The organism is Rhodococcus sp. NS-SX18 (assembly GCF_057367935.1).
Genome location: NZ_CM170633.1, coordinates 438244 through 464561 on the forward strand (window position 1 = coordinate 438244; position 26318 = coordinate 464561).

The following is a 26318-nucleotide window of genomic DNA, read 5'->3' on the forward strand; positions in this document are numbered from 1 at the left end:
GCGATTCAGGTCTTCTTCCGGGGCGACCGGCGTCGCTTCGGGGCCTGGGTGGGCTCCGGCACGCCTGCCGGCCGCCCGGTCAGTGCCTCGACGACGGCGGCCAGATCCTCCTGGGACAGTTCGGGTGTCTCCTGGGGGGTGCGGCTCCCGGAAGCGGAGCGTGCCTTCGTTGCTGCGGTGTCGTCCATCGGTGTCCCTCTCGTCGCTCGGCCGCGGTTCCGGGTGACCCCTGCGCTCACCGCACGCGCCATCCACCCGGTCAGCATGCCGGAAAAGTCCTCTTTTCGCAGCGTGCGACACCACGACACGCCCGGTGCGGATCCGGCTCGCGCAGCGAAGCGGCCCCCCGTGTCCCGGAACTGGGACGACGGGAGGCCGCTGCGCGTGTGGTGACTGAACTGCGAGATTACCGGCGGGTGACCGGACGGCGACCGGTGACGGCCTTGACCACGAACAGCAGGATCACCGCACCGAGGAGACAGGTGAGGAAGCTGAAGATCAGTCCGCCGCCTGCGACGTCGACGCCGAAGAGCTTGAGCAGGAAGCCACCGAGCAGACCGCCGATGACACCCACGACGATGTTCAGCAGGATGCCCTGCTGCTCGTCGGTCTTCATGATCTTGCTGCCGATCCAGCCGGCGAGGCCGCCGATGATGATCCACCCGATGATTCCGAGTCCGAGCACGCTCCACTTCCCTTCGCTCAGGGACCTTTCCGATCCCCTCCGGTCTTCACCCGCCGTTGCCGGCGTGGTCACGACTACTGTTACCCCGGACGGTCGAGGATTACACCTCGACGGAAAAACGTTCTCGTTCCGTCCTTTCGGCCGAGATCCGTCAGCTGCAGTCCCGGCAGCGCATCGCGCCGTCGTCGGACAGTGCGAGCCGACTGTGGTGGTGGACGAGGAAACAGCTGTCGCAGACGAACTCGTCGCTGCGCCGGGGTACGACCGGGGCGGTGAGCTCCTCACCGGACAGGTCGGCGCCGGGGAGTTCGAAGAATTCGGCGATGTCGCTGTCGTCGGGTTCCACGGTCTCGGTCACCGCCGGGAGCGTGGGGGTGGTCAGCTCGTCCGTGTCGAGCTCTTTGCGGGTGTCGTAGTCGAGTGTCATGACCCCTCCTGTGCTGGCCGCGAATACCTGTCGGTGTCACCTTCCGGCGGGTGCCGGTGAGGGCGACGCCGGGCCGTGATCGCCCTCCTTTACCCGGGCCGGGGCGATGCCAAACCATGTCGGTGGGCCGGGAAGACCGGCCGACCGTACGGGGTGCTGTCGCGCGGTGGCCGGTCAGCCGGTGGCCGGGGTCGACCCGGCGGCGTTCCCGGTGGTTCCGAACTGTTCGATCACGCCCCACAATTCGTCGTCGGGGCCGACGTCGTACGTGCAGGAGTCCGGCCGGGGGTCGGGCACGAACGCCCAGATGAGCGCCCCGGCGGTGCCGGCTGCCTTCTGTCCCGCGATCTTCGTGGCGATGTGCTCGGCGCGGTCGGCCGTGGCGCCGCACCAGCCCGCCAGCTCGCCGATCTCCGCGACCAGGAGTGGTTTGCCGATCTGCTGGGCCTGGGCGATGCGGCGTGCCAGACCGTTCCACTGGTCACCCGGAAGCGGGACCGCGTCGGCGCCGTAGTCGTGGTACTGGACGACGTCCACCCACGGCGACGAGCCGACCGTCGCGTACTCGTCGCCCTGGGTACCGCACTGCCCGCCGCCGGTGAACCCCGCGGTGATCAGGGTGCGCGGATCGAGGGTGCGAACCTGTGCTCCCGCCACGTCGAAGAACCCGCGCAGGACGGCTGCCGCGTCCGAAGGGCACTGCCGCAGCCACCACGAGCAGGCGGCGTCGGTGCACACGCTGGTCTCGGGTTCGCCGACGAGTTCCCATGCGGCCAGTGCAGGGGAGTCCTTCCATCGCGTCACCGCCGTGGTCACCCAGTCCCGGAAGCTCAGGACCGCGCGCTCGTGAGCGACCGGTTCCGTCCATCCGTCCAGATACCACTGCCGGTCCTTGAACACTTCGTCCTCGCACGCGCCGTCCTGGGCGGCGAGGACCGGGATCACGAGTTGGCCGTGGGCCTCGGCCGCGGCGAACACGGCGTCGAGCGGGCCGAAATCGAGTTCGCCGGTGAACCGGTCGATGGCCAGAGCCTGGAACGCGTTGAAGCGAGTGAGTGAATGTGGTGGCAGGGCACCGAAGTAGGCATCCAGATCGACCATGGCGCCGCAGCCCCAGTTCACCGCCCAGTTCGTGCCCAGCTGGTAGGCGTTGAAGCCGGTCGGCCACCAGGGCTGCCCGTCGAGCCGCAGCGCCGTGCCGTCGGTGGTGACCCGCGCGCCCGGATCCGGATCGGCGGTGGCGGTGCCGGTAGTGCCGAATGTCGCGGCAAGGGTCACCAGGGCCGCCGCCCACACCTTCGCCGTCCTCCCCGAGCGCATGAAGGAACTGTACTGGCGCGGAGCCGGATCGGTGACCGGAGCGAGCAGAGTCGGCAGCGTTAGCACTCGCCGTCGGCGAGTGCTAATCTTTGCTGCGTAGCAGCCGGACCGAGGGGTGAGGTCGAGACGAGATGTCGTGCGCCGTATCCGTCGCCTCGCGCCGAGCGTCGGTCACCGTGCCGTCACGGATCTCGGAATTCTTGTCCTGCAGAAGGTTCCGTACGGCTCCGCCTCCGGTTGCTGCATTCCGTTCCGCCATCTCCGACGAGGATTCGAAAGACCATGTCCGTCCTGCAGACTCCCTTCCGCTCCGGACCGCACCGTGCCCGTCTCGGCTTCCCTGCGCTGTCGAGGCTGCGTGAGACAGTCGGGGACAAGGGCGCAGATCTGGCCCTGATGCTCGGCGCCCTCTCGATCGTGACCTTCTGGACGTTCGGCTTCGGCATTCTGCTCGGTGCGGCCGCCGTCGGGACCGGCATCGCCGCCACCCGGCGGCCCACCGTGTTCACCGACGAAGCGAAGTCTCTCGATGCGCTCGTCGGCATGCTCACCGGCATCTTCGGAATCCTCGCGGGCGTGGTGTTCCTCAGCTGGGCGCTGCCCCATCTCTGACACCTGCCACGACGGGGGCGGGCGAGCGAGTCTCGTACGCAGCGTGCCCGCATCGGCGAGGATGGGTCCGATCCCCGGGAAGTAGGAGCCGACGCGATGACGAAGTACCTGATCTCGTTCCCGAGTGGCGCCATGGTCGTTCCCGACGAGGAAATGCAGGCAGTGTCGGATGCGGCGCACGCCGTGGTGGAGGAGGCGAAGGACGCCGGCGTCTGGGTGTTCGGCGGGGGAATCGACGAGAGCGTTCCGCCGGTCCTGGTCGACGGGGACGGCACGGTGACCGAGGGCACGTACCCGCAGACGACGCAGATCGGAGGCGGCTACGCGGTCCTGGAGTTGCCTTCCCGTGAGGCCGCACTGGAATGGGCCGCGAAGCTCGCGGTCGCGTGCCGCTGCGCGCAGGAGGTGCGCGCGTTCGGGTACGACCCCGCCAGCTGACGGGGAGTGGCGCGGCATCGCGATCCTCGCCCGCGACTACCGTGCCGTGATCTGCCTCGCGGCGACCCCGATCGAGACCGCCTCGATCGACACGGCCTACCGAGGCGCGGACGCTGGCTTGGCCATGAAGCGGTGGAGGAATGCCTTCACCGAATCCGGCATCACCGCCGCCGTGACCGCCATGGTCTTGGACATGGGCGAACTGGCCACCACCTTCCGCTTGCCCGCGCGCATCGCCTGGTATCCCTTGCGCGCGACCTTCGCCGGATCGTCCTTCGGGCCGCGAGCGATCGGCGCGTCCGCCATCTCGGCCTTGCGGAAGAACGGAGTGTCGGTCGCGCCCGGCATCAGCGCGGTGACGGTGACCCCCGTCCCGCGCAGTTCCTCGTGCAGTCCCTCGGAGAACGACTGCAGGAACGACTTGGAGGCGTTGTAGACCACCTGATACGGCCCCGGAATCTCCGAGACCACCGACGAGGTGATCAGCACGCGGCCGGCGCCGCGCTCGGTCATACCGTCGAGAACGTACTTGGCCAGGTGCACGGTCGAGCGCACGTTGACGTCCACCACCTCGAGCTGGTCGTCGAGGCCGGTGTCGACGAACAAGCCACCCTGTCCGGTGCCGGCGTTGAGCGCCGCGGCGGCCAGCGGCCGGCCGGTGGCGGTCACGGCGGCGCACACCTCCTCCACGCCGGCCGCGGTCCGTAGGTCGGCGCGCACCGGAATCGTGGCGGCGCCGGTGGCGGCGAGTGTGCGGGTGGCGTCGTCGAGCGCATCGGAGTGGGCCACCAGGATGAGGTCGTAGCCGTCCCGGCCGAACAGTTGGGCGAGTTCCAGGCCGATTCCGCTCGACGCTCCGGTCACCAGGGCCAACGGTCGTGTTTCGGTCATGGCCGTCGGATACCCGCATCGCTTCGTCGCAACCACACGGTCGGTCTGTCGGTCGGCGCCGGTAGTCTCGGCGCGTGGCCCTCTACCGTAAGTACCGACCGGCGACCTTTGCCGAGGTGGTAGGTCAGGAGCACGTCACCGAGCCCCTGAGCATCGCCCTCGACGCCGGCCGCATCAATCACGCGTATCTGTTCTCGGGCCCCCGCGGCTGCGGCAAGACTTCCTCGGCCCGGATCCTGGCGCGCTCGCTGAACTGCGCGGAGGGTCCCACGTCGGCGCCGTGCGGGACGTGCCGGTCCTGTGAGGCGCTCGGTCCCGGCGGTGGCGGCAACCTCGACGTCATCGAACTCGACGCCGCGAGCCACGGCGGCGTCGACGACACCCGCGAACTGCGCGACCGCGCCTTCTACGCCCCGGCCGAGTCGCGGTACCGCATCTTCATCGTGGACGAGGCGCACATGGTCACCACGCAGGGCTTCAACGCCCTGCTCAAGATCGTCGAGGAGCCACCGGAGCACCTGATCTTCGTGTTCGCCACGACCGAGCCGGAGAAGGTGCTGCCGACGATCCGCTCGCGCACCCACCACTATCCGTTCCGGTTGCTGCCGCCCCCCGTCATGCGCGGGCTGCTCGAGAAGATCTGCACGCAGGAGAACGTGCCGGTCGAGGACGCCGTCTACCCGCTGGTGATCCGTGCGGGCGGGGGCTCGCCCCGCGACTCGCTGTCCGTGATGGACCAGCTGCTCGCCGGGGCCGGCGAGGAGGGTGTGACCTACGGCCGGGCACTCGCGCTGCTCGGGGTCACCGACGTCGCTCTCATCGACGAGGCCGTGGACGCCCTCGCCGCCGGCGACGGGGCGGGTCTGTTCGGAACCGTCGAGAAGGTGATGGACGCCGGTCACGACCCGCGGCGGTTCGCGGTCGACCTGCTCGAGCGGCTCCGTGATCTCATCCTGATGCGGTCGGTGCCCGACGCCGCCGAACGCGGTCTCGTCGACGCGCCGGGTGACGTGCTCGAGCGGATGCGGGAGGAAGCCGACCGGATCGGTCCCGCCACTCTGACCCGGTACGCGGAGATCGTGCACTCCGGCCTGGGCGAGATGCGCGGGGCCACGGCGCCGCGCCTGCTCCTCGAGGTGATGTGCGCGCGGATGCTGCTGCCGGCCGCGTCCGATTCGGAATCGGCTGTGCTGCAACGTCTCGAGCGTCTCGAAAGCGGGATCGCGGCAGCGCCGACGGGCGCCGTTGCGGAGGGCGCCGTTCCCCCGGGCGCTGCGTCGCCGAGCGCTGCGCCGCGGGCGGTCCCGCCGGCCGCGCCCGCGCCGATCGCGCCCGACGAGCCGGCCGCCAGGTTCCAGCGTCCTTCCCAGCGGCGGGCCGCGCCCGCGCCCGCTGCCGTCGCCGAGTCCGCGCCTGTCGTCGAGCCCGTTTCCGCCGTCGAGCCCGCGGCCGAGCCGGTCCCGGCGCCACCGTCGGTTCCCGCCGCGCCGGCACCCGAACCGGAGCCGGCACCGCGCCCCGTCGTGCGGGAACCGGAACCTGCGTCACGCCCCGTCGTACCGGAACCGGAACCGAGCGAGCCGGAACCCGGACCGCAGCCCGTGTCGGCTCCTGGGCCACAGCCGGCGCCGGAATCCGAACCGGCGCCCGCCGCTGCCGCCGGTCCCGACGCGGCGGCCGTCCGCGCGGTGTGGTCCGAGGTCCGCAGCAAGGTCCGCGAGCGCAGCCGCACCGTCGAGGTCATGCTGTCCGGTGCCACGGTCCGCAGCGTGGACGCGGGCCGCATCGTCCTCGGCCACGATTCCGCGCCGCTGGTCAAGCGGCTGGTCGAACCGCGCAACTCCGCGGTGATCGCGGACGCCCTGCGGGCGGTGTTCGGGGTGGACTTCGAGGTGACCTGCGTCCAGGGTGCTGCGACACCCCCCGCCTCTGCGAAGGCGGCCCCGGCACAGTCGGCGTCGCGCGCCTCCGGCCAGCCGCGGTTCTCCCGGCCCAGCCAGGCACGGCAGACCCAGCCCGCTCCGCAATCGGGTGCGACGTCTCCGGCCGCCACCCCGGCTCCGCCGCGTCCCGAGGTCGACGACATCCCACCGCCCGAGGCGCCGGACTACCCGGACGACCCCGGCCCCGAGCCCGGCTACGAGCCGCCGCGGATCAGCCCCGCCGACGTCACCCCCGAGGACGAGGAGGAGATGTTCGCCGAGGCCGCCACCCCGGTCGATCCGACGACGCGGCGGGAGCCGGAGGACGTGGCGATCGAGTTGCTGCAGGACATCCTGGGAGCGAAGAAGATCAGCGAATGATCGGTCCCGGTCCGGCGCCGCACCGGCGTCCGGGCCGGTAGGGCGCACCGGCCGGTCCGAAATATCGGTAAGTTGACCGATTGTCGGCGGGATCACCGGGTTCCTATGGTCGAGCCACCTCGACCGGACCGATCCACGGAGACGACCATGACCGACAACCTTTCCTGGCTCACTGCAACCGAACTCGCGAACAACGTTCGCCGAGGACAGATCAGCGCGAGCGAAGTCGCGGAGCACTTCGTGGGGCGCGTGGAGAGCGTCAACCCGGCGATCAACGCGATCGTCGACTTCGATCGCGAACAGGTCCTGTCCGATGCGCGCGCACTGGACGAGAAGCTCGTCGGCGGTGAGTCCGTCGGCCCACTGCACGGAGTGCCCTTCACGATCAAGGACCTGACGGCCGTGGCGGGCCGGCCCCTGACGTTCGGCATGGTGCCCATGAAGGACAGCATCGCCGACCACGACGCGGTGATCGTCCGGCGGCTGAAGGCCGCAGGCGGTCTCTACCTGGGCAAGACCAACACGCCGGAGAGCGGCTACTACGGCGGCACGGACAACCACCTGTTCGGTCCCACTCACAACCCGTGGAAGCGCGGATACAGCGCGGGAGGTTCCAGCGGCGGCGCTGCTGCCGCCGTCGCAGCCGGTCTCGGCCCGCTGGCCGAAGGCAGCGACGGGGCAGGATCGGTGCGCATCCCCGCGTCTCTCTGTGGCGTGGTCGGTCTCAAGCCCTCGACCGGACGGGTGCCGCAGACCATCCTGGCCGGTCGCTTCTATCACTGGGCCTACCACGGTCCGATCACCCGCACGGTCGAGGACAACGCCCTCATGCTCGGTGTCGTCGCCGGCCCGGACGAATCCGATCCGCTCAGTCTCCCGGCCTCGGACACCGACTACGTCGCCGAAACGACGAAGGACATCACCGGGTGGCGCATCGCGTGGTCGCCCGACCTGGGCTTCGCGACGGTCGACCCGGAGGTGGCGGCGATCTGCGCGGAGGCCGTCCGGGTGTTCGAGGACCTCGGAGCCCGGGTAGAGGAGGCGACACCCGGCTGGGGAGACCCGGAAGAAGCTATGTGGCACGGCATCTGGGTTCCCGGCTTCGCGGCCGAACACGACATGCTCGACTGGGACGAGTGGCAGGGTCAGGTGGACGACAATCTCGTCGAACTGATGCGTGAGGGGGAGCGTCTCACGGGCGTCGACGTCGGGCGGGCAGACCTGTTCCGTGGCCGGATGTGGGATACGTTCTCGGCGTTCATGCAGAACTACGACCTGCTGGTCTCGCCCACGTTGTGTGAAGCGGCTCATCCGCTGGGGCAGTTCGCTCCCGACCGGCTGGCGGGGGCGTCGCTGCGCTCGCAACTGCTCGGCTGGCTGATGACCTATCCGTACAACATGCTGACCACCCCGGCCGTCACCGTCCCCGCCGGATTCACCTCGGACGGACGTCCGGTCGGCCTGCAGATCGCGGGACGGCTGCACGCCGACGCCGCGGTCCTGCGCGCAGCGGCGAACTTCGAACGCGCTCGCCCCTGGTCGCATCGGGTCCCGGAACTGTGACAGGACGGACGAGCGCCCGCACGAACCGGAACGTATCTGTCCGATAACAGGATTCGGCTCCGCTGGACACGGGATTCGACTATCGTCGAGCGATGGTCGAACCCGTGTTCAGTGGACTGGTCTCGGTGTTGCTGGGAGAGAACGCCGTCGATCGCATGACCGGGCTCACCCGGTACATGACGGATCAGCTCGGGTGCGCGGCCGCGGCCGTGACCCGCGTGGCCGGCGGGCGGCATGCGGTGGTGGCCAGCCGTGGATACGACGACCGCACCCTGGACTACCTGGTCACCGATTTCGTCGACGGGGATCCGGGCATGCAGGCGGTTCGGGCCGAGCCCTCCGCGGTACTGACCTGGCGCGACATCCCGTCGTATCGCGAGACCTGCTCGGTGCGCGAAGTGTTCGTTCCCGCTGGATTCTCCGAAGGTACCTCCGTCGTCCTGACGTCTCCCACCGGGATCGCAGTGGGTGCGCTGCACGTCAGTGTGACGCGTGATTCGGTGCCCTCCGGGGTCAAGACGACACTGAGCGATGCCCGGGAGTACGCCGCCTGGTCGGTGGACACTCTGACGCGACAGGAAGCGGTCGCCCTCACGCCACGGGAGCACGAGGTTCTCGAACTCGTGATCGCCGGCCTGTCCAACCGTGAGATCGCGCAGCAGATGCAGCTCTCGCGCAGCACCGTCAACACTCACGTGGAGCATCTGCTGCGAAAACTCGATGCCCCCAACCGGGTCGGCGCGGTGGTCCGGGCGGTGCGGCTCGGTCTGGTGTCGAACCGGGATGCGTGGGTGCAGTCCACGTAGCAGGCCGTTCCGAGTCGGCAGCGGGCTCGTCGGGTGTGCCCTTCCTTCAGGTGAGCAGGGGCACGAGTTGCTGCGCGTGCTCGCGGAGCGACTCGAGGTGGCGCGTCATCAGATGCTGGTGGTCGATGCTGCCGGACAGGACCAGGCCCGCAACCAGGGTGCCTGCGGCGGACCGGACGGGGACGGCGAGACACGCGCAGTCGTCGCGCAGCTCGCCGAGCTGGGTGGCGAAGCCCCGGTCGCGGATCTCCGCGAGGTGACGGAGCAGGTCGCCGCGCACGACGATCGTGCGACCGGTGAATGCCTGGAGGTCCCACCGCGGGAGGACCGCGTCGAGGTCGTTCTTCTCGGCGAGCAGGAGCTTGCCGACGGCGCTCGCATGGAGGTGCCGAGTGAGGATCGCCTCGTCCGTGCGGGGCGGATACTCGGGGTCGGCGTCCGCGAGGCGGAGCGCCGTGTCGGTGTAGTAGTACAGGTGGACGCCGAAGCGGACGGTCAGCCGAAGCTCGGTCAGCAGGGTGCGTGCGGCCGTGCAGACGGTCGGGACGACGGCCGCGTCGACGAGTACGCCGATCTTGCGCCCCAGGGCGAAGCCGGACAGATCGGGCAGCCGGACGACGTAGCCTTCGCCGGCGAGCAGGTTCAGGAGCCGATAGGTCGTCGCCGGCGGCAGGGACAGGTGTGCTGCGATGTCCTTGGCGGTGACGCCGGGGCCCGCCCGGGCCACTTCCTCGAGGACGCGCAGGGCGCTGATCACGGCCTTCGGCTGACGGCCCGACAGGGTTCCGTCGACGGGGCTCACCGCTGCACCTGCCAGGGGCGGTGCCGGCCGAGCAGATCGTCGGCCACGGTCTCGTCGTAGACGCCTATCCGGTCCGCCACGCCCGGGTCCCGATGCACCCGCACCGCGAGCAGCAGAGCCCCGAGGAGCATCAGGACCGCGTACACGGCGGTCATCGCGCCCGCCACGTAGATCCTCGACGCGGCTGCCCACACGATCAGCGCCACCAGGCAGACGGCGGTGACCGCGCCGACGATCAGCGGCATCCGGGTCAGCTCGCCGATCCGGTGCAGGAATGCGGGCGTAGCGACACAGACGAGGATGTAGGCGAGGACGTACCCGTGCGCCGAGAGGGCCAGCAACCCGATCAGGACGTCGCGGGTCGAGCCGGTCGCGATCAGAAACACCACGGGCACGACCACGACGACAGGCATCGCGACGATCAGGGCGACGTGCGGCGTGCGGAACCGGGCGTGGGCCCGGCCGACGATCGCCGGGGCGACACCCTCACGGCCCATCGCGAACAGGGTGCGCGACAGCGCGGTGGTGGAACCCATGACGCATGCGAACCACGACGCGGTGATCCCGAGTTCCATCACGACCGCCAGCACCGCCGAACCGCTCCCGGCAGTGTCCGGGAGGGTGAGCACGATCCGCAGGGAGCCGACACCCTCCCTCGCGGACTCGGGGGACTGCATCGCTGCGGCGAACACATAGAGCGCCGCGAGCACGATCGGCGTCCACCGGATCGCGCGCGGCACGCTGATCAGCGGGTTGTGGGCCTCACGGGCCACCGTTCCGGCGCTCTCGAAACCGACGAACGAGGTGATCGCCAGCAGGAGCGCGAAACCGATCGCGGATTCCGAACCGGTCCCCCTCGGAGCCGAGGGGGACGCGCCGTCCCGGACGGCCACGACGAACGCGATCACCAGGACGACCGAGGCAGCGACGATGGCGAATGCCTCGACGCCCAGCATGATCCGGGCGGAGAGCTGGACGCCGCGCACCATCAGCAGCAGTGCGACCACCCCGACGATTCCGGCGAGCACCGCGCTCGTCGCCGCTCCGGCGGGCAACCCGACCCGTTCGAGCAGCGACGCCAGATAGCTCGCGGCGCCCACCGTGCTGGCCATGGCGGCGGCCGCGTACCCGATCAGCAGCGACCATCCCCCGGCAAAGCCGAGGCGGGGACCGAGTCCTTTCACCGTGTAGCTGTACAGGCCGCTGACCGCGACCATGCGGGCGGCGAACTGCCCGATGCAGTAGCCGACGGCCGCCATCAGGACGGCCGCCGTGACGAACACCGGGATCGCGGCGCGCCCGGCTTCGGGGATGACGAGAGCCGGCAGGGTGACCATCACCGCCGAGGGGGCGACGGCCGAGACGGACTGGGCCAGTACCTCGACGAACGTCAGGCGTCCGCGCTCGAGGCCCGCCACCGGCGAAGTCCCTCTGATCTGTGGTGTACCGGACACCTTGCACCTGCTTCCACACTCGCCAGGGGACGTCGAGCGTCGGCAGCCGGACGATCCCGTGGGGTGCACGGTAGCGCAGGCGCGCTGTGCGCTGTACCGATCGCACATCAATTTTCGGTCACCCGAATGAGAATGCCGGGCTCGCCGGTCGTGCCCCGGGGCGGGCCCGGCGGTGCACGCACGACCGTCACCTGGGGCGCCGACGAGAAGTCGAACGAGAATCGGGAAACGGTCTGGGCCCCAGTCGAATGAGAATCGGACAGGCCGCAATTTCCATCCGGAATCGGGGGTGACTCCCGCCACATCGTGTGGTTATCGTGGGTTCGGGTCACAGCGACGGAAACCGACGATTCAACGTCGAAAGCACTGTGCCCGAGAATTTTTCATCTTCCCTCAGAGTCGGAGACAACATGACTGCAGTTGCGCAATCCGCCACCGCTCTGCTTCCGGAGGTGGCCGAGTTCCTCTCGTCGCCGAAGCAGATGCTGATCGGCGGCCGGTGGGTGGAGTCGGCCTCGGGCCGGCGGTTCGACACGGTCGACCCCGCGACCGGGCAGGTGCTGACCACGGTGCCGCACGGCAGCGCCGAGGACGTCGACCGCGCCGTGGCCGCCGCCCGCCGGGCGTTCGAGGAGGGGCCGTGGCGACGCCTGACCCCGGCCGAACGCCAGCGCATCCTGTGGCGGATCGGCGAGGGCATCCTGGCCCGGGCGGACCAGTTCGCCCAGCTCGAGTCCCTGGACAACGGCAAATCGGTGGTCGTCGCCAAGGCCGTCGACGTCACCTGGGCGGCCGAGATCTTCTTCTACTACGCCGGCTGGGCGACCAAGATCGAGGGACGCACCGTCCCGGTGTCGGTTCCGTGGGCACCCGGTGCCCGTTTCCACGCGTTCACCAGCCGCGAGCCGGTGGGTGTGTGCGCCCAGATCGTGCCGTGGAACTTCCCGCTGGTGATGGCCGCCTTCAAGCTCGCCCCCGCGCTGGCGTGCGCGAACACTCTGGTGCTCAAGCCCGCGGAGCAGACCCCGCTCACCGCCCTGCTGCTCGCCGAGGTAGCCACCGAGGCCGGCACACCCGACGGCGTTGTCAACGTGGTCACCGGGTTCGGGGATGCGGGTGCGGCCCTGTCGGCCCACGACGACGTCGACAAGGTCGCCTTCACCGGCTCGACCGAGGTCGGCAAGAAGATCGTGACCGCCGCCGCCGGGAACCTGAAGAAGGTCTCGCTCGAACTCGGAGGCAAGAGCCCACAGGTCGTCTTCTCGGACGCCGACCTCGAGGCCGCGATCCCGGGCGTGGCGAGCGGCTTCCTGTTCAACCACGGGCAGGCGTGTACCGCGGGTACGCGACTGTTGGTGGAGGACCGGATCTTCGACGAATTCACCCAGGGTGTCGCCGAATTCGCGAAGTCGCAGAAGATCGGTCCGGGGCTCGACCCGACGAGCGACATCGGGCCGCTGATCTCGGCGGAACAACTCGGCAAGGTCACCGGCTACATCGACGCCGGGCTCGAGGACGGCGCGCGTGCCCTGTCCGGGGGAAAGCGCCACGGCGACAGCGGCTTCTACGTCGAGCCGACGCTGTTGGTCGACGTGCGCAGCGACTTCGGCGTGTACCGGGAGGAGATCTTCGGTCCGGTCGCCGTGGCGGTGCCCTTCAACCGGGGGGAGGGGGTTCGCGCCGCCGCCAACGACACGCCCTACGGTCTCGCGGCGAGTGTCTGGACGCGAGACGTGTCCCGGGCGCACGAGGTCGCCGCCGAGATCAAGGCAGGCACGGTCTGGATCAACTGCCACAACGCGTTCGACACCGCCCTCCCCTTCGGGGGGTACAAGCAGTCGGGGTGGGGGCGGGAACTCGGTGAGGGAGCCCTGGCGGAGTACACCCAGACCAAGTCGGTCAACATCGCACTGTGATCGGTCGGGGCGGTGTCCGGCACGACGTGGGCACCGCCGCCCGTACTCCCGGTCGAACGAGAACCCGGCCCTTGCCCTTCCCGTCAGCCGTCGACGAACCGTGACGCCGACCGCACCGACAGCGGCCGGGCGCACGCTTCTCGCGGCGGTCGGCGCCGAACCGCCGGTACACCCCCTCTCCCGAAAGCCGAAGCACCGATGACCCTCAACGCTCGCGCACACGAACCTCCCACCCACCGGTTGTCCGGCAGCCTCGGCCCCGGCGCCGTCGTCTTCATGGTGGTCGCGGCCGCGGCCCCGCTGACCGTGATCGCCGGCACGGTCCCGCTCGGTATCTCCGCCGGTAACGGCCCCGCGTTCCCCGCCTCGTACGTCGTCTGCACGGTGGTCCTGCTCTTCTTCGCCGTCGGCTTCACCGCGATGGCGAAGCATGTGCCCGGAGCGGGGGCGTTCTACACCTTCGTCACCCACGGTCTCGGCCGGCACGCCGGTCTCGGTTCGGCGTTCCTGGCGCTGTTGTCCTACACGGCGGTGCAGGGCGCGGTCTACGGGTACATCGGCGCGGCCCTCGGCGACTTCGTGACCGCGCACGGCGGTCCCGAGTTGCCTTGGTATCTCTGGGCTCTGATCGTGCTGGCGGCGGTCGCGGTGCTCGGCTACCGTCACATCGACCTGTCCGGGAAGGTCCTCGGGGCCCTGTTGCTGTGCGAGGTCGGCATCGTGCTGGTGATCGATGCGGCGGTGGTCGTCCGGGGTGGAGCGGAAGGTCTGTCCACCGCTGCGCTGCGGCCGTCCGAGTTCTTCTCGGGCGCACCGGGAATCGCCTTGATCTTCGCCGTTGCCGGCTACATCGGTTTCGAGGCGACCGCGGTCTTCCGCGACGAGGTGCGTGATCCCGCCCGGACCATTCCCCGGGCCACCTACCTCGCCCTGGTGGTCATCGGCGGCTTCTATGCGCTGTCGAGCTGGGCGCTGGTCAGCGCGTGGGGTGACGAGGGTGCGGTCGTCCTGGCCACCGAGAACCCCGAGGGCATGATCGTGGAGACCGCGACCCGTTACGTGGGAGCGGCGGCCGGTGACGTCGTGCAGGTGCTCCTCGTCACCAGTCTGTTCGCGGCACTGCTGTCCTTCCACAACGTGCTCTCGCGCTACATCTTCTCGCTCGGCAACAGCGCGGCACTGCCGGCACGATGCGGCCGCTCGCACGAACGTCACGCCTCGCCCTACGTGGCCTCGGTCGTGCAGACGGTGTCGGCGCTGGTTCTCGTCGTGGCCTCGGCCGTCGGCGGCCTCGATCCCGTCACGGAGGTCTTCGCCTGGTTCGCCGGTGTCGCGTCCGTCGGTGTGCTCGCCCTCATGGCGCTGACGTCGATCGCCGTCCTCGTCTTCTTCCGCCGTTCCCGGGCCGACACCCGGCCGTGGCCCACACTGATCGCGCCGGCGCTGGGTCTGGCGGGACTGGGCGCGCTGCTCACGATGACGATCGCGAACCTGCCACTGCTCGTCGGCGGATCGAGCACCCTCGCCGCCGTCATCGCCGTCCTTCTCGCCGGGACGTTCGCCGGCGGAGCGGCCGTGGCCGTGCTCCGCCCCCACGCTGCACGAAACGACCACCCCCACGGCGGCATCGCGTCCGCCGTCACGACCGAACCCCAGATCGACAAGGAGATCGCACGATGAGCACTGCCACCACGCCGTTCACCGAAGCGGCAGCGACGCCCGCGCCGGACCATCCGCTCACCCCGCTGACCGCCGACGAGATCACCGCAGTCAAGGAAACGGTGTCGGCGGCGGGACTGGTGACCGAGCACGTCCGGTTCGTCTACGTCGGGCTCGAGGAACCCCACAAGTCGACGGTCCTGGCGTTCCGGCCGGGGGACCACCTCGAGCGTCGTGCCCGCGTCCTGCTCCTCGACCGCGCGACCGGTGCGGGGTCCGACCACGTCGTGTCCGTCACCGAACGCAGGATCCTCGACACCGTCGCCGTCGACGCCGCCACCGACGGGCATGTCCCGATCCTCGACGAGGAGTTCGAGGACATCGAATCGTTCCTGCTCTCGAGCTTCGACTGGATTGCGGCGATGGCCGCACGCGGCATCGACCCGGCGAAGGTGCGCGCGGTTCCGCTGTCGGCCGGGGTGTTCGGGCACGAGGACGAGGTGGGGCACCGGATCGTCCGCGTGCTCGCGTTCCATCAGGAGGACCGGGCCGACCTGCCGTGGGCACATCCGATCGACGGTGTGGTCGCCTACGTCGACCTCACCGAGCAGCGGGTGGTGAAGGTGGTCGACGAGATCACCCTTCCCGTGCCGGCCGAACGCGGCGAATGGGACGCCGCGCCGCACGCGAAGCCGGTCCGTACCGATCTCAAGCCGATCGAGATCACCCAGCCCGAGGGGCCGAGCTTCTCGGTCGAGGGCAACCGGATCACCTGGGCGGACTGGACGTTCCGGTTCGGATTCGACGTCCGCGAGGGCCTGACCCTGCACCAGCTGTCGTTCTCCGACGACGGTGTGGAGCGACCGGTGATCTACCGCGCATCCATCGCCGAGATGGTCGTGCCCTACGCCGATCCGTCGCCGGTGCGGTACTGGCAGAACTACTTCGACCAGGGCGAGTACCTCTTCGGCCGCTACACCAACTCACTGGAACTCGGGTGCGACTGCCTCGGCGAGATCCAGTACTTCGACGTCACCATCGCCGACGAGAAGGGCGATCCCCGGGTGATGAAGAACGCGATCTGCCTCCACGAGGAGGACTACGGCGTCCTGTGGAAGCACTCGGACATGTTCAACGGCATGACCGAGACCCGTCGCTCGCGCCGGCTCGTGATCTCGTTCTTCCTCACGATCGGCAACTACGACTACGGCTTCTACTGGTACCTCTACCTGGACGGCACCATCGAGCTCGAAGCCAAGGCCACCGGCATCGTGTTCACCTCCGCCTACCGCGGCGAGGACGGGTTCGCCACCGAGATGGCTCCCGGCCTCGGTGCACCGTTCCACCAGCACCTCTTCTCCGCGCGCCTGGATATGGCGGTCGACGGAAACGTCAACACGGTCGAGGAGGTCGACGCTGTACCCGAACCGATGGGACCGGACAACCCCTGGGGCAATGCGTTCCGCTGCCGCAAGACCACCCTCGCCACGGAGGCCGACGGGCAACGGCTGGCCGACAACACCAAGGCCCGGGTCTGGCACATCACCAACCCGACCAAGCAGAACCGGCTCGGTCGGAACGTCGGTTACGCACTGCACCCGGAGGGCCAGCCCGTGCTGCTGGCCGACCCGTCGAGTTCCATCGCCGCTCGCGCCGCATTCGCCACCAAGCACCTGTGGGTCACGCAGTACGACCCGGCGCAGCGGTATCCGGCCGGCGACTTCGTCAACCAGCATCCGGGACAGGGGGGACTGCCGACGTTCGTCGCCGGCAACCGGAACATCGAGGGCGAGGACCTGGTGCTGTGGCACACCTTCGGGCTCACCCATTTCCCGCGCCCGGAGGACTGGCCCGTGATGCCCGTCGACTATGCCGGATTCAAGCTGAAGCCGGTCGGGTTCTTCGATCGCAATCCGGCGCTCGACGTCCCGGCCGGCACGTCGAAGCACTGCTGCACGGACTGACGGCCGTGACCACCGTCGACCCGGCCGCCCGCCGCACCACGCCCACGTGGTGCGGCCGGGCGGCCGCGGCCCTGGCCGTCGCGTCCGCCGTGCTGCACGTCGGCGCGCTGGGGGAGCACGCAGCGTCCCCGGCGTCGGCCGCCCTGACGGTCGTGATGACCGCCGGGTGTCTCTACTGCGCGCGCCATCTGTGGAGGCGCGGCGACCAGCGGGACTGGATCCTGGTCACCGTCATGAACGTCGTGATGATCATGCTGCACCTGACCACCATGAGCCCCGGAGGGGCGGGAGGCGGTCACCACGGGCACGCTGTGCCGCTGGTCGCCGGTGCAGCGGACGCGTCGCTGCCTCCGCTCATGGCCGCCGCGCTGGCGGTCGCGTCCGCGGAGGTCCTCCTCGCCGTGAGTGTGGTGTTCCACCGCACCCGGGGGCTCGACCCGGCGGGATCGAGCGGCACACTGTCCGCATGAACATCCGGCGGGGAGCGCTCGTCGTCGCGGCGTCGATCCTGGTCGTGACGGCGTGCGGTACCGGCACGCCCGACGAGTCGTCCGAATCCACCGCGACGAGCGGCCCGACGTCGGAAGCGGCGACGACACCGCCGTCCGAGGTGCCGGCACCCGCCCCGTCCGCCACCTTCCCGGTGCCCGTTCCGGGGCCACGTACCGGTGTGCCCGAGGCCCTGCGCGGCGTCGATCTCGAACGCATTCCCACCGGGGAGAAGGTGGTGGCACTGACCTTCGACGGGGGAGCCTCCGACACGGCCGTCTCCCGCATCCTCGCCACGCTGGCCCGGTACGACGTACCGGCGACGTTCTTCGTCACCGGGGAGTTCGCGCGGACGTATCCCGACCGCGTCCGCGCCATCGCGGCGGCCGGGTATCCGGTGGGGAACCACAGCGACACCCACCCGGCCTATCCGGATCTGACGGACGAGCAGATCAGAGCCGATCTTGCTGCGGCCGAGGCCGCGATCACGGCACTGACCGGACGTCCGGCCATGCCGTTGTTCCGGTTTCCGTTCGGTGCCCGCACCGACGCCGACATCCGGGTCGTCAACGATGCCGGGTACGTGCCGGTGCGCTGGACGGTGGACTCGCTCGGCTGGAAGGGCACCAGCGGTGGTCTCGACGCCGGGGCGGTCACCGAACGGGTCGTCACCACAGCCGTGCCCGGGCAGATCGTCCTGATGCACGTGGGCGCGAACCCCGACGACGGCACGACCCTGGACGCCGATGCGCTGCCCGCGATCATCGACGGTCTGCGGACGCGGAGTTACAGTTTCGTGGATCTGACCGATTTCGTCCGTTGAGCCCACCACGGTGCGTCGCACCCGTGTCTTTCGATTTGCGCGCTTACGATCGCTGTGCTTACTTATGAACGCGGTCGGGAATCGTTGGGGTGGATCCCATGGGTTGAAGGACGGTTTCGATGATCCTTTCCGCTGTCCGGGTGGCGATCGTCGGCGCGCTGACCATCGGTTCGATGTTCGGTGCCGTGTCGATCGCCCATGCCGACCCGTCCCCGGCTGCCTACTGTGCGCCGACGGTGGTGCTCGCCGTCGACGGCACGAAGGGTCCCGAAACGCCGGACTCGATCGATCCCGACAGCCCCCTCAACTCCTACACCGATCAGTACCGTGACAGTCCCGACTTCGCCGTGCGGCACGTGCGGTACCCGGCGGGCATGGTCGCCGGGGTGTTCGGCTGGGACACGTTCATGGACCAGTCGGTGCAGATCGGCGTGCAGAACCTGTGGGCGGAGATCGGCCGGACCGAGGCCGCCTGCGGGCCGCGCACCCGCTACGAGCTGTACGGCTACTCCCAGGGCGCGATCGTCGTGCGCCGGGTTGCGACGGAGATCGATGCGGTGCCGCCCGTGCACGACGACGGCACCGACCTCCAGGACCGCGTGCGGGTGCACCTGATCGCCGATCCGGCGCAGGGCCGGCCCGCCCAGTACGCCGGCCCGCTCGTTCCCGGCATCACCCTTCCGCAGCCGGCCGACGAGCTGCGGCACATCCCGGTCACCACCGAGTGCCTCGAGGGCGACATGATCTGCGACCCGGAGGGCAACGTCAGCGGATACATTCGCGAGCACGCGACGTATCACCCCTGATGTTCGCCCTCGGCGTCGCGCTGTTCGCGCTCGCCCTCGCCGTGTCCGTCGCCCTGCACGAGGCCGGTCACCTGTGGGCGGCGCAGCGTCTCGGGATGAAGGTGCGCCGCTTCGTGGTCGGGCGCGGCCCGACGGTCTTCTCGTTCCGCCGCCGGGAGACCGAGTACGGTCTCGGCCTGTTCCCGATCGGGGGTTTCTGCGAGATCGCCGGCACCACCGCACTCGACGAACTGGCCCCCGGTGAGTACGAACGGGCGTTCTATCGGCAGCGGACGTGGAAGCGCCTGGCCGTGATGTCCGGTGGCGCCGGCATGAATTTTCTGCTGGCCGCGGTGCTCGTCGTCGGGCTTGCGGTCGGGTGGGGTCTGCCGGACCTGCACCCGAGGATCGTGGTCGAGTCCGTCGGGTGCGTCCCGCCGTCGCAGGAGGCGGCGCCCGGGTACGGCATCGCCGGGTGTGACGGGCCGGGACCGGCCGCCTCGGCGGGGATACGCCCCGGCGACGTCGTTCTCGCCGTGGACGGTGAGGACGTCGACCGATTCGGCGATCTCGTCGAAAGAGTCTGGCAGAGTTCGGGAGTCGTCGACCTTGTGATCGATCGGCAGGGCCGGGAGCTGCGGGTGCCGGTCACTGTCGAACCGGTGCAGCGCTGGGTGGTCGACCACCGGACCGGGGCCGAGCGGTCGGCGACCGTCGGGGCGATCGGCCTCTCCGCGCAACCGGACGCCGGTCCGGTCCGCTACGACCTCGTCGCCGCCGTTCCCGCCGCGTTCGCGTTCACCGGGGACCTCGTCGTGGCGTCGGCGCGGACGCTGGTGAGCGCCCCGTCGAAGGTGGCGCCGCTGTGGCACTCCGTGGCGAGCGGCGAGCGCGATACGGACACCCCGGTCAGTGTCGTGGGCGCCGCGTCCCTGGGCGGCCAGGCCGCGGAACGGGGCATGTGGGAATCGTTCGTGTTGCTGATGGTCGGGCTGAACCTGTTCGTCGGCCTGGTCAATCTGTTGCCGCTGCTGCCCCTCGACGGCGGGCACATGGCCGTGGCCGTCTACGAGGGATGTCGTAACCGGTTGCGCCGGCTGCGAGGTCTGCCCGCCGCAGGGCCCGTCGACTTCGGGAGGTTGCTGCCGGTGACCTACGCGTTCGTCGTCGCCGGTGGTGCCTTCACGGTGCTGACCGTCGTCGCGGACGTCGTCGCCCCGATCCGCCTGGTGTGAGCCGATCCGCCGCGTGCGGTCCCGCCACACCGGCCACGTTGCCGCCCATATCGATTATCGATAGGGTATCGATAATCGATATGGGAGGGTGTCATGAGTACGTCTTCGGTGTCCGTTCTCCGGCCCACCGCGAAGGATCGGCGCGACCTGTGGGCGAGCATGGCTGTGTTCGCCGGTACCGCGGCGGTGGTCGTCGCCGACTACGTCGCCACCCTGTCCGGTCAGCTCTCGGCCGCGACGGTGACCGCGCGTATGGAACTCGGCGAGGCTGCCGCACCCGTCCCCACCCCGTCCGGTGTGCAGGCGGCACTCGACGGCGCGGTGACCACCTCGCTGCCGGTCGCCGAGCTGTCGCCGGTGACCGTCGCGCTGCTGCGCACGGGCGACGCGGCGCAGACGCTGAGCTACCTGGCCGTGCTGGGGCTGCTGGCCCTGCTCGTGCGCCGGTTCGTGCAGGGCCGGATGTTCGACCACGGCACCTACCGGCTCACCTATCACCTCGGCTGGGTGGCGCTGACCATCGCCCTGGTCCCGATGTTCCCGCGGATCATCGGCACCAACATGGCGATCCGCGATCTCGGTCTCACCCACGTCCCCGGCGTCGAGGGCAGCTGGCTCGGAGCCGAGTTCTGGCTGGTGTACGCCGGGGCGATGGTGCTCTCGGCGGTGGCGATCGCGATCCGGGTGGGCAACCGGATGGCACGCGACCAGGAAGGGCTCGTGTGATGCCCCCGGAGACCGAACACGCCGTCCACTGCCGGCTCGACGACCTGCTCTCCGAGCGCGGCATGACCCTCGCGACGCTGTCCGAACGCGTCGGGGTCAGCGTCGCCAACCTCTCGGTGCTCAAGAACGACCGCGCTCGTGCCATCCGGTTCTCGACGCTGACCGCGATCTGTCACGTGCTCGACTGCTCCGTCGGGGATCTGCTGACCGTGCAACCACCGCGGTGACCACCCGAAGAACTCCTGCGGTACGGGGTGCGCGGCGCACATTGTCCGGTCCTCGCGGCGAATGCCTCCAGGCCGTTGCGGATGCGCGCCCGAACCGCTTCCATTGAGTGATGCCGCGGTGGTGCTGGGACGAGGACGAACCGCTGTTCGGTGACGTCGAGTCGCCGGCCGGTGGTGTGGCTATCGCCGGTTGCTCGGCGCTGATCGCTCTCGTCGCGCTGCTGGTGATCGGCCCCGCCCTGGTGTGAGCGGCGTCCGGCCACCCACCCGCCTTTCGTGATCGGCGCGGGAAAGTGCCTGTTGCGCCCGTACTTACGCGCGCAACTCGCACCGACGCGCGCAACTCGCACCGACGCACGGCCGGCGTCGCGTCCGGGAGAATTCCCACCGGGACGGGACGGGTGTCCCTGGCGACCGGGACACCGGGCGCAGCAGCCTCTCCGTCAGGCGCAGAGCGCGCCGGGACGAGGGGAGGAACACCGATGAGCACAGCGAGCGTGACGGAGGACAGCCGCACGGGCGCACGGCGCGCGTCGTCGAGCGCCTGGGCATGGGCCGGGGCCGTCGCCGGTCTCGCCGGGGTGATCGCCGTCCAGGCGAGCATGGGCATGGGGGCCGCCTACGACGAATCCACCGCGGGCAACGCGCCTGCCATCGCCGACGCCTTCGCGGGCGAACGCACCGAACTGCTGGTGATGCACCTGTCGCTGATGGTGTCGACGGTGCTGCTGCTGATCTTCGCCGCGGGCCTGCAGCGCCGCCTGCGGATCGCCCTGCCCGACGACAGCCTGCTGCCGGCCGTCGCGGCGTTCGGGCTGCTGCTCACCGCGACGGCCTGCCTGCTCGGCGCCGGCCTCGACACCGAGTTGCTGTTCGGGCTGAGCGAGCCGGGACAGATGGTCGCCGAGGTCGCCGTCGTCGGCTCGCACTGGGTCGGCACGATCCCGTGGCTGTGGGTGGGCGCGGGTGTCAGCGGCCTGGCGGTGGCCGCCGCATCGCTGCGCCACGGCGCGACGCCGCGGTGGCTGGGCTGGGCGAGCGTGGTGCTCGGCGGCCTGACGGCGCTGCTCGGGATCTCCCCGCTGCAGTACATGGCCGGCTTCGTCGGTCCGGTGTGGGTGCTGGTCGCCGGCGTCGGATTCGTCGTCTCCGACAGGGCACGCCGATAGGCTGCCGCGCGACGGGACCGGCCGCGGGGCATACTCACCGCACCATGGCTGTTGCGGACGCGTCCGAGACGGCGGCGGGCACCGGTGGCGCACCGGTGCCCGCCGCCGTCGTCGCCGTGCTGTCGTGCGGTCTCGCCGTCACCGCCCTCGCCGTCTTCGCGGCCGCTCGTCCGGGCCTCGATTCGGATCAGCTGTTCTTCCTCGTCGACGTCGTCGGCGCCGCCGTGTACGGCACCGTCGCCGGGGTGGTGCTCGCCCGCCGGGTGCATCCGGTGCCGCTGCTGCTGTCGCTCGCATCGATCGGCGTCGGGCTCTCGGCCTTGAGCTATGCCTGGACGAAGCTCGCGCAGGTGCGGCCCGGGCTGCCGTTCGCCGGAGTCCTCGCGCCCCTGCAGAGCACCACGTGGATCCCCGGCACCCTGGCGCTGTTCCTGGTGGTGCCCTGGCTGGTCCGTGATGCACCGCTCGACCGGCGCGCCCGTCTCGGTGTACTCACCGGTGCCGCGGTCACCGCCTGGTTCTTCTGGGCCCGCACCTTCACCGGCACCGCCGTCGGCTGGCTCGTGCTGCCTGTCGTCACCGTCGGTCTGCTCGCGGCTGCGGACGTCACCTACCGGTGGCGGCGCGGCCCGGTCTCCGACCGCATCGGCCTGGGCTGGCTCGCGCTCGGCACCGCCCTGATGGCCGTGTCCTACATCCCGCTCGCGGTGCCCGGGCTGCCGTGGATGCTCACACCCCTGCTGCATCTGGCCACCCAGGCGTTCTACCCGGTCGCGATTCTCGTGGTGGTGCTGCGGCAACGATTGTGGGGGCTCGACCTCGCCGTCAGCCGCGCCGCCGTCGCCGGCAGCCTCGTCGCGGTACTCGCCACCGGCTACCTCGTCGTGACCGTCACCGTCGCCCTGATCCTGCCGACGGACGGCTCGGTCGTGGCCCAGGCCGTCGCCGCGGTCGCGGTGGCGCTGGCCGTGCAGCCGGTGCGGGCCTGGCTGACCCGCCGCGTGCACACTCTCGTCTACGGCGAGGGCGACGATCCGGCGAGTGCGGTGCGCCGGCTCGGCCGGCACTTCGCCGGGGCACAGACGCCCCGACAACTGCTCGAGGACCTCGCCGCCGGCATCGGCGTCGCGCTGCGACTCGAGTCCGTGACGGTGCGCCGCGACGACGAAATGCTCGCCCGCTGGGGCACACCCACCGGCCCCGGCGAGGAGGTCGTCCTGCGCGACGGCCGGGTCGAGGTGACGGCGCCACCCGGCGAGACCCTCGGTCCCCGCAGCCTCCGCGCGCTCGGCGAGCTCGCCTCCGTGGTCGAGGCCGGCCTCGTGGTGCTGCGGTCCTCCGAGGAGCTCGACGCCGCCCGCGCCCGGCTCACCGAGGCCCGGCTCGCCGAACGTCGCACCATCCGCCGGGAACTGCACGACGGGCTCGGTCCGTCGCTGGCCGGCATCCGGCTCGGGCTGCAGGGCGCCCGCAACCTCGTCGATTCCGACTCCGCCGACGCCGTTCCGCTGATCGACTCCCTGCTGCGCGAGCTCGACCACCAGGTCGAGGGGGTGCGCGAGCTCTCCCGGGGGCTGCTGCCGCCCGCGCTCGACGAGCTCGGTCTCGCCGCCGCGCTGGAGGAGATGTCGGCTGTCCACTCGCGCAGCGGGTTTCGCGTCGAGGTGGATGCCGACGTGCCCTCGGGCCGCAGCGGTGCGGTCGTCGCGGCGGCGTACGGCATCGCCGCCGAGGCGGTCACCAATGCGCGCCGGCACAGCGGGGCTGCCGGATGCCGCGTGCGCGTGCGGTCGGCGGCGGACCGGCTCACCCTCGAGGTGCGCGACGCGGGCCGGGGGATGGACCGGAACGCGCGACGGGGAGTGGGGACGCACAGCATGCGCGAACGCGCCGAGGACGTCGGCGGCAGCGTCGAGATCACCGCGGCGCAGCCGCACGGCACCGTCGTCACGGCGCATCTGCCGTGGGGACCGTCGTGAGCACCCCCACGGCGATCGCCGTCGCGGTCGTCGACGACCATCCCGTGTTCCGGCTCGGCCTCGTCGCCCTGCTGGGCACCCTCGACGGCATCGAGGTGGTGGCGCACGCAAGTTCGGTCGCCGAGGCGCTCGAGGTGATCACCGCGGACGTCGACGTCGTGCTCATGGACCTCGAACTCGGGGACGGCTCGGGCATCGAGGCGACCCGCCTGTTGCTCGGACGGTTCCCCGGGTTGCGGGTGCTGGTGGTGACCATGCACGAGGACGAGGACTCGCTCGTCGCCTCGGTGCGCGCCGGAGCACGCGGCTATCTCGTCAAAGGAGCGGACCCGTCGGGTGTGGAGCGGGCGATCCGGGCCGTCGCGGACGGCGAGGTCATCGTCGGTGCCGCCGTCGCCGCCAAGGCGATCGGCGCGATGGCCGCCTCCCGCACCCTGGCGCCCACGGTGTTCCCGGAACTGACCGACCGGGAACGCGAGGTGCTGGACCTGATGGCGCGCGGGCACGACAACGCCACCATCGCCCGTCGGCTGGTGCTGAGCCCGAAAACGGTGCGCAACCACGTGTCGAACGTGCTCGGCAAGCTCGGCGCGGCCGACCGGTCGACCGCGATCGTGCGGGCCCGCGAGGCCGGCCTCGGGGCGTGAACGTCCGCTCGGTTCGGTCACGGACTCCGCTCGGTTCGGTCCTTCAGTCCGCGGCGCTCCGGCTCCTAGGGTGGACGACGTCGGGCGTGACGGCTGTCACGAGCTGGCGCCCCTCGCATCCGCAAAGCACGGGAAGGAACCTGCGCACTGTGACCTCCGAGGCATTCATCTACGAAGCCATCCGAACTCCGCGCGGCCGCGGCAAGAAGACCGGGTCGCTGCACTCGGTCAAGCCGATCTCCCTGGTCACCGGTCTGATCGACGAACTGCGCGTGCGGTTCCCCGACCTGGACGAGAACCGCATCTCGGACCTGATCCTCGGCGTCGTCGGGCCGGTGGGTGACCAGGGCGCCGACATCGCCCGCACCGCGGTCACCGCGGCGCGCATGCCCGACACCGTCGGCGGCGTGCAGATCAACCGCTTCTGCGCCTCCGGCCTCGAGGCCGTGAACATGGCCGCGCAGAAGGTCCGCTCCGGCTGGGACGAACTCGTCGTCGCGGGCGGCGTCGAATCGATGTCGCGGGTGCCGATGGGCTCCGACGGCGGCCCGTGGGCGCTGGACCCCGCCACCAACTACGACACCTACTTCGTGCCGCAGGGTGTCAGCGCCGACCTGATCGCCACCATGGAGGGCTTCAGCCGCGAGGACGTCGACGCGTACGCGCTCCGCTCGCAGCAGCTCGCCGCGGCGGCCTGGTCCGGCGGCTACTTCGCCAAGTCCGTGGTGCCGGTCAAGGACCAGAACGGCCTGACCGTCCTCGACCACGACGAGCACATGCGTCCCGACACCACCCTCGCGGGTCTGGCCGGACTGCAGCCGTCGTTCGCGATGGTCGGCGAGATGGGCGGCTTCGACGCCGTCGCGCTGCAGAAGTACCACTTCGTGGAGAAGATCGACCACGTTCACCACGGCGGCAACAGCTCCGGCATCGTCGACGGCGCCGCGCTGGTGCTCGTCGGTTCCGAGCAGGCCGGCAAGGACATGGGCCTGACCCCGCGGGCGCGCATCGTCGCCACCGCCACGTCGGGTGCGGACTCGACGATCATGCTCACCGGCCCCACCCCGGCCGCGCACAAGGTGCTCGCCGCTGCCGGCCTGACCGTGGACGACATCGATCTGTTCGAGATCAACGAGGCGTTCGCGTCCGTCGTGCTCAAGTTCCAGAAGGACCTGAAGATCCCGGACGAGAAGCTCAACGTCAACGGCGGCGCCATCGCGATGGGGCACCCGCTCGGCGCGACCGGCGCCATGATCATGGGAACGATGGTCGACGAGCTCGAGCGCCGCGGTGCCCGCCGCGCCCTCGTCACCCTCTGCATCGGTGGCGGCATGGGTGTGGCCACGATCATCGAGCGCGTCTGAAACTTCGGAAGGGACTGGGGAATTCACAGTGACT

Annotated in this window: 26 protein-coding genes; 19 read left to right on the top strand and 7 right to left on the bottom strand. The window is 70.4% G+C overall.

Translation table 11 applies throughout. The features are described from left to right. Nucleotides 1-5: 5 nt before the first annotated feature. The 4 genes from AC2IPW_RS01960 to AC2IPW_RS01975 all read right to left on the bottom strand — a co-directional run bounded on the left by AC2IPW_RS01960 (nt 6) and on the right by AC2IPW_RS01975 (nt 2432). Nucleotides 6-188 carry a hypothetical protein gene (locus tag AC2IPW_RS01960; protein ID WP_486376155.1) on the bottom strand — a complete coding sequence of 61 codons (183 nt, stop codon included), beginning with the start codon at nt 186-188 and terminating at the stop codon, nt 6-8. A 218-nt stretch (nt 189-406) separates the two neighbouring features. Beyond that, entirely contained in the window at nt 407-685 is a 279-nt protein-coding gene (locus AC2IPW_RS01965; protein WP_003936871.1) for a GlsB/YeaQ/YmgE family stress response membrane protein, read from the bottom strand. 151 nt (nt 686-836) lie between these two features. Further along, nucleotides 837-1112 carry a DUF4193 family protein gene (locus tag AC2IPW_RS01970; protein ID WP_003936870.1) on the bottom strand — a complete coding sequence of 92 codons (276 nt, stop codon included), beginning with the start codon at nt 1110-1112 and terminating at the stop codon, nt 837-839. Between the two features lie 174 nt (nt 1113-1286). After that, complete coding sequence (locus AC2IPW_RS01975; protein WP_486376156.1) at nt 1287-2432, bottom strand: beta-mannosidase; 1146 nt, start codon at nt 2430-2432, stop codon at nt 1287-1289. Between the two features lie 282 nt (nt 2433-2714). Here AC2IPW_RS01975 and AC2IPW_RS01980 point away from each other — a divergent pair, with 282 nt between their 5' ends. After that, nucleotides 2715-3044: a hypothetical protein gene (locus AC2IPW_RS01980; RefSeq protein WP_054372959.1), complete on the top strand. Its 330-nt coding sequence runs from the start codon at nt 2715-2717 to the stop codon at nt 3042-3044. 96 nt (nt 3045-3140) lie between these two features. Beyond that, nucleotides 3141-3482: a YciI family protein gene (locus AC2IPW_RS01985; protein WP_486376157.1), complete on the top strand. Its 342-nt coding sequence runs from the start codon at nt 3141-3143 to the stop codon at nt 3480-3482. A gap of 96 nt (nt 3483-3578) precedes the next feature. On the opposite strand, the gene AC2IPW_RS01990 is transcribed toward AC2IPW_RS01985, so the two are convergent. Beyond that, entirely contained in the window at nt 3579-4373 is a 795-nt protein-coding gene (locus AC2IPW_RS01990; RefSeq protein ID WP_486376158.1) for an SDR family NAD(P)-dependent oxidoreductase, read from the bottom strand. A gap of 74 nt (nt 4374-4447) precedes the next feature. Between AC2IPW_RS01990 and AC2IPW_RS01995 the strand changes: the two genes are divergently transcribed. The 3 genes from AC2IPW_RS01995 to AC2IPW_RS02005 all read left to right on the top strand — a co-directional run bounded on the left by AC2IPW_RS01995 (nt 4448) and on the right by AC2IPW_RS02005 (nt 9045). After that, on the top strand, nt 4448-6676 hold the full coding sequence (locus tag AC2IPW_RS01995) for a DNA polymerase III subunit gamma and tau (RefSeq protein WP_486376159.1): 2229 nt from the start codon (nt 4448-4450) through the stop codon (nt 6674-6676). A 147-nt stretch (nt 6677-6823) separates the two neighbouring features. Further along, nucleotides 6824-8239, top strand: coding sequence for an amidase (locus AC2IPW_RS02000; RefSeq protein ID WP_054372953.1), 1416 nt, complete (start codon nt 6824-6826; stop codon nt 8237-8239). Nucleotides 8240-8331: 92 nt separating this feature from the next. Continuing rightward, nucleotides 8332-9045: a response regulator transcription factor gene (locus AC2IPW_RS02005; protein WP_486376160.1), complete on the top strand. Its 714-nt coding sequence runs from the start codon at nt 8332-8334 to the stop codon at nt 9043-9045. A gap of 46 nt (nt 9046-9091) precedes the next feature. On the opposite strand, the gene AC2IPW_RS02010 is transcribed toward AC2IPW_RS02005, so the two are convergent. Together AC2IPW_RS02010 and AC2IPW_RS02015 are read right to left on the bottom strand one after the other, a co-directional pair. Continuing rightward, nucleotides 9092-9847 carry an IclR family transcriptional regulator gene (locus AC2IPW_RS02010; RefSeq protein ID WP_486376161.1) on the bottom strand — a complete coding sequence of 252 codons (756 nt, stop codon included), beginning with the start codon at nt 9845-9847 and terminating at the stop codon, nt 9092-9094. Next, nucleotides 9844-11265 carry an APC family permease gene (locus AC2IPW_RS02015; RefSeq protein ID WP_003935394.1) on the bottom strand — a complete coding sequence of 474 codons (1422 nt, stop codon included), beginning with the start codon at nt 11263-11265 and terminating at the stop codon, nt 9844-9846. Before AC2IPW_RS02015 ends, AC2IPW_RS02010 begins: the two co-directional genes overlap by 4 nt. A 446-nt stretch (nt 11266-11711) precedes the next feature. On the opposite strand from AC2IPW_RS02015, the gene AC2IPW_RS02020 reads away from it, so the two are divergent. The 14 genes from AC2IPW_RS02020 (at nt 11712) to AC2IPW_RS02085 (ending at nt 26284) form a co-directional block, all read left to right on the top strand. After that, complete coding sequence (locus AC2IPW_RS02020; RefSeq protein ID WP_486376162.1) at nt 11712-13217, top strand: aldehyde dehydrogenase family protein; 1506 nt, start codon at nt 11712-11714, stop codon at nt 13215-13217. Between the two features lie 198 nt (nt 13218-13415). Further along, complete coding sequence (locus AC2IPW_RS02025) at nt 13416-14897, top strand: APC family permease (RefSeq protein ID WP_486376163.1); 1482 nt, start codon at nt 13416-13418, stop codon at nt 14895-14897. After that, nucleotides 14894-16840, top strand: coding sequence for a primary-amine oxidase (locus tag AC2IPW_RS02030; RefSeq protein ID WP_450119543.1), 1947 nt, complete (start codon nt 14894-14896; stop codon nt 16838-16840). Before AC2IPW_RS02025 ends, AC2IPW_RS02030 begins: the two co-directional genes overlap by 4 nt. Nucleotides 16841-16845: 5 nt before the next feature. Further along, nucleotides 16846-17310 (top strand): hypothetical protein, encoded by a 465-nt coding sequence (locus tag AC2IPW_RS02035; RefSeq protein ID WP_486376164.1) that lies wholly within the window; start codon nt 16846-16848, stop codon nt 17308-17310. Next, nucleotides 17307-18152, top strand: coding sequence for a polysaccharide deacetylase family protein (locus tag AC2IPW_RS02040; RefSeq protein ID WP_486376165.1), 846 nt, complete (start codon nt 17307-17309; stop codon nt 18150-18152). The genes AC2IPW_RS02035 and AC2IPW_RS02040 overlap by 4 nt, the downstream gene beginning before the upstream one ends. Nucleotides 18153-18271: 119 nt before the next feature. Next, nucleotides 18272-18958 (top strand): cutinase family protein, encoded by a 687-nt coding sequence (locus tag AC2IPW_RS02045; protein ID WP_003935388.1) that lies wholly within the window; start codon nt 18272-18274, stop codon nt 18956-18958. After that, nucleotides 18958-20172 carry a M50 family metallopeptidase gene (locus tag AC2IPW_RS02050; RefSeq protein WP_486376166.1) on the top strand — a complete coding sequence of 405 codons (1215 nt, stop codon included), beginning with the start codon at nt 18958-18960 and terminating at the stop codon, nt 20170-20172. The genes AC2IPW_RS02045 and AC2IPW_RS02050 overlap by 1 nt, the downstream gene beginning before the upstream one ends. 93 nt (nt 20173-20265) lie before the next feature. Beyond that, nucleotides 20266-20898, top strand: coding sequence for a hypothetical protein (locus AC2IPW_RS02055; RefSeq protein ID WP_235157172.1), 633 nt, complete (start codon nt 20266-20268; stop codon nt 20896-20898). Beyond that, nucleotides 20898-21125, top strand: a complete 228-nt coding sequence (locus AC2IPW_RS02060; protein ID WP_486376167.1) for a helix-turn-helix domain-containing protein — start codon at nt 20898-20900, stop codon at nt 21123-21125. Before AC2IPW_RS02055 ends, AC2IPW_RS02060 begins: the two co-directional genes overlap by 1 nt. A 110-nt stretch (nt 21126-21235) precedes the next feature. After that, the gene (locus tag AC2IPW_RS02065; protein WP_017681507.1) at nt 21236-21373 is read left to right on the top strand and encodes a hypothetical protein; all 138 of its coding nucleotides are present in this window, start codon (nt 21236-21238) and stop codon (nt 21371-21373) included. 234 nt (nt 21374-21607) lie between these two features. After that, nucleotides 21608-22294 carry a hypothetical protein gene (locus AC2IPW_RS02070; RefSeq protein WP_054372939.1) on the top strand — a complete coding sequence of 229 codons (687 nt, stop codon included), beginning with the start codon at nt 21608-21610 and terminating at the stop codon, nt 22292-22294. 44 nt (nt 22295-22338) lie between these two features. After that, nucleotides 22339-24273: a sensor histidine kinase gene (locus tag AC2IPW_RS02075; protein ID WP_486376168.1), complete on the top strand. Its 1935-nt coding sequence runs from the start codon at nt 22339-22341 to the stop codon at nt 24271-24273. Then, complete coding sequence (locus AC2IPW_RS02080) at nt 24258-24920, top strand: response regulator transcription factor (RefSeq protein ID WP_486376169.1); 663 nt, start codon at nt 24258-24260, stop codon at nt 24918-24920. Before AC2IPW_RS02075 ends, AC2IPW_RS02080 begins: the two co-directional genes overlap by 16 nt. 149 nt (nt 24921-25069) lie before the next feature. After that, nucleotides 25070-26284 carry an acetyl-CoA C-acetyltransferase gene (locus tag AC2IPW_RS02085; RefSeq protein ID WP_003935381.1) on the top strand — a complete coding sequence of 405 codons (1215 nt, stop codon included), beginning with the start codon at nt 25070-25072 and terminating at the stop codon, nt 26282-26284. Nucleotides 26285-26318 lie beyond the last annotated feature (34 nt).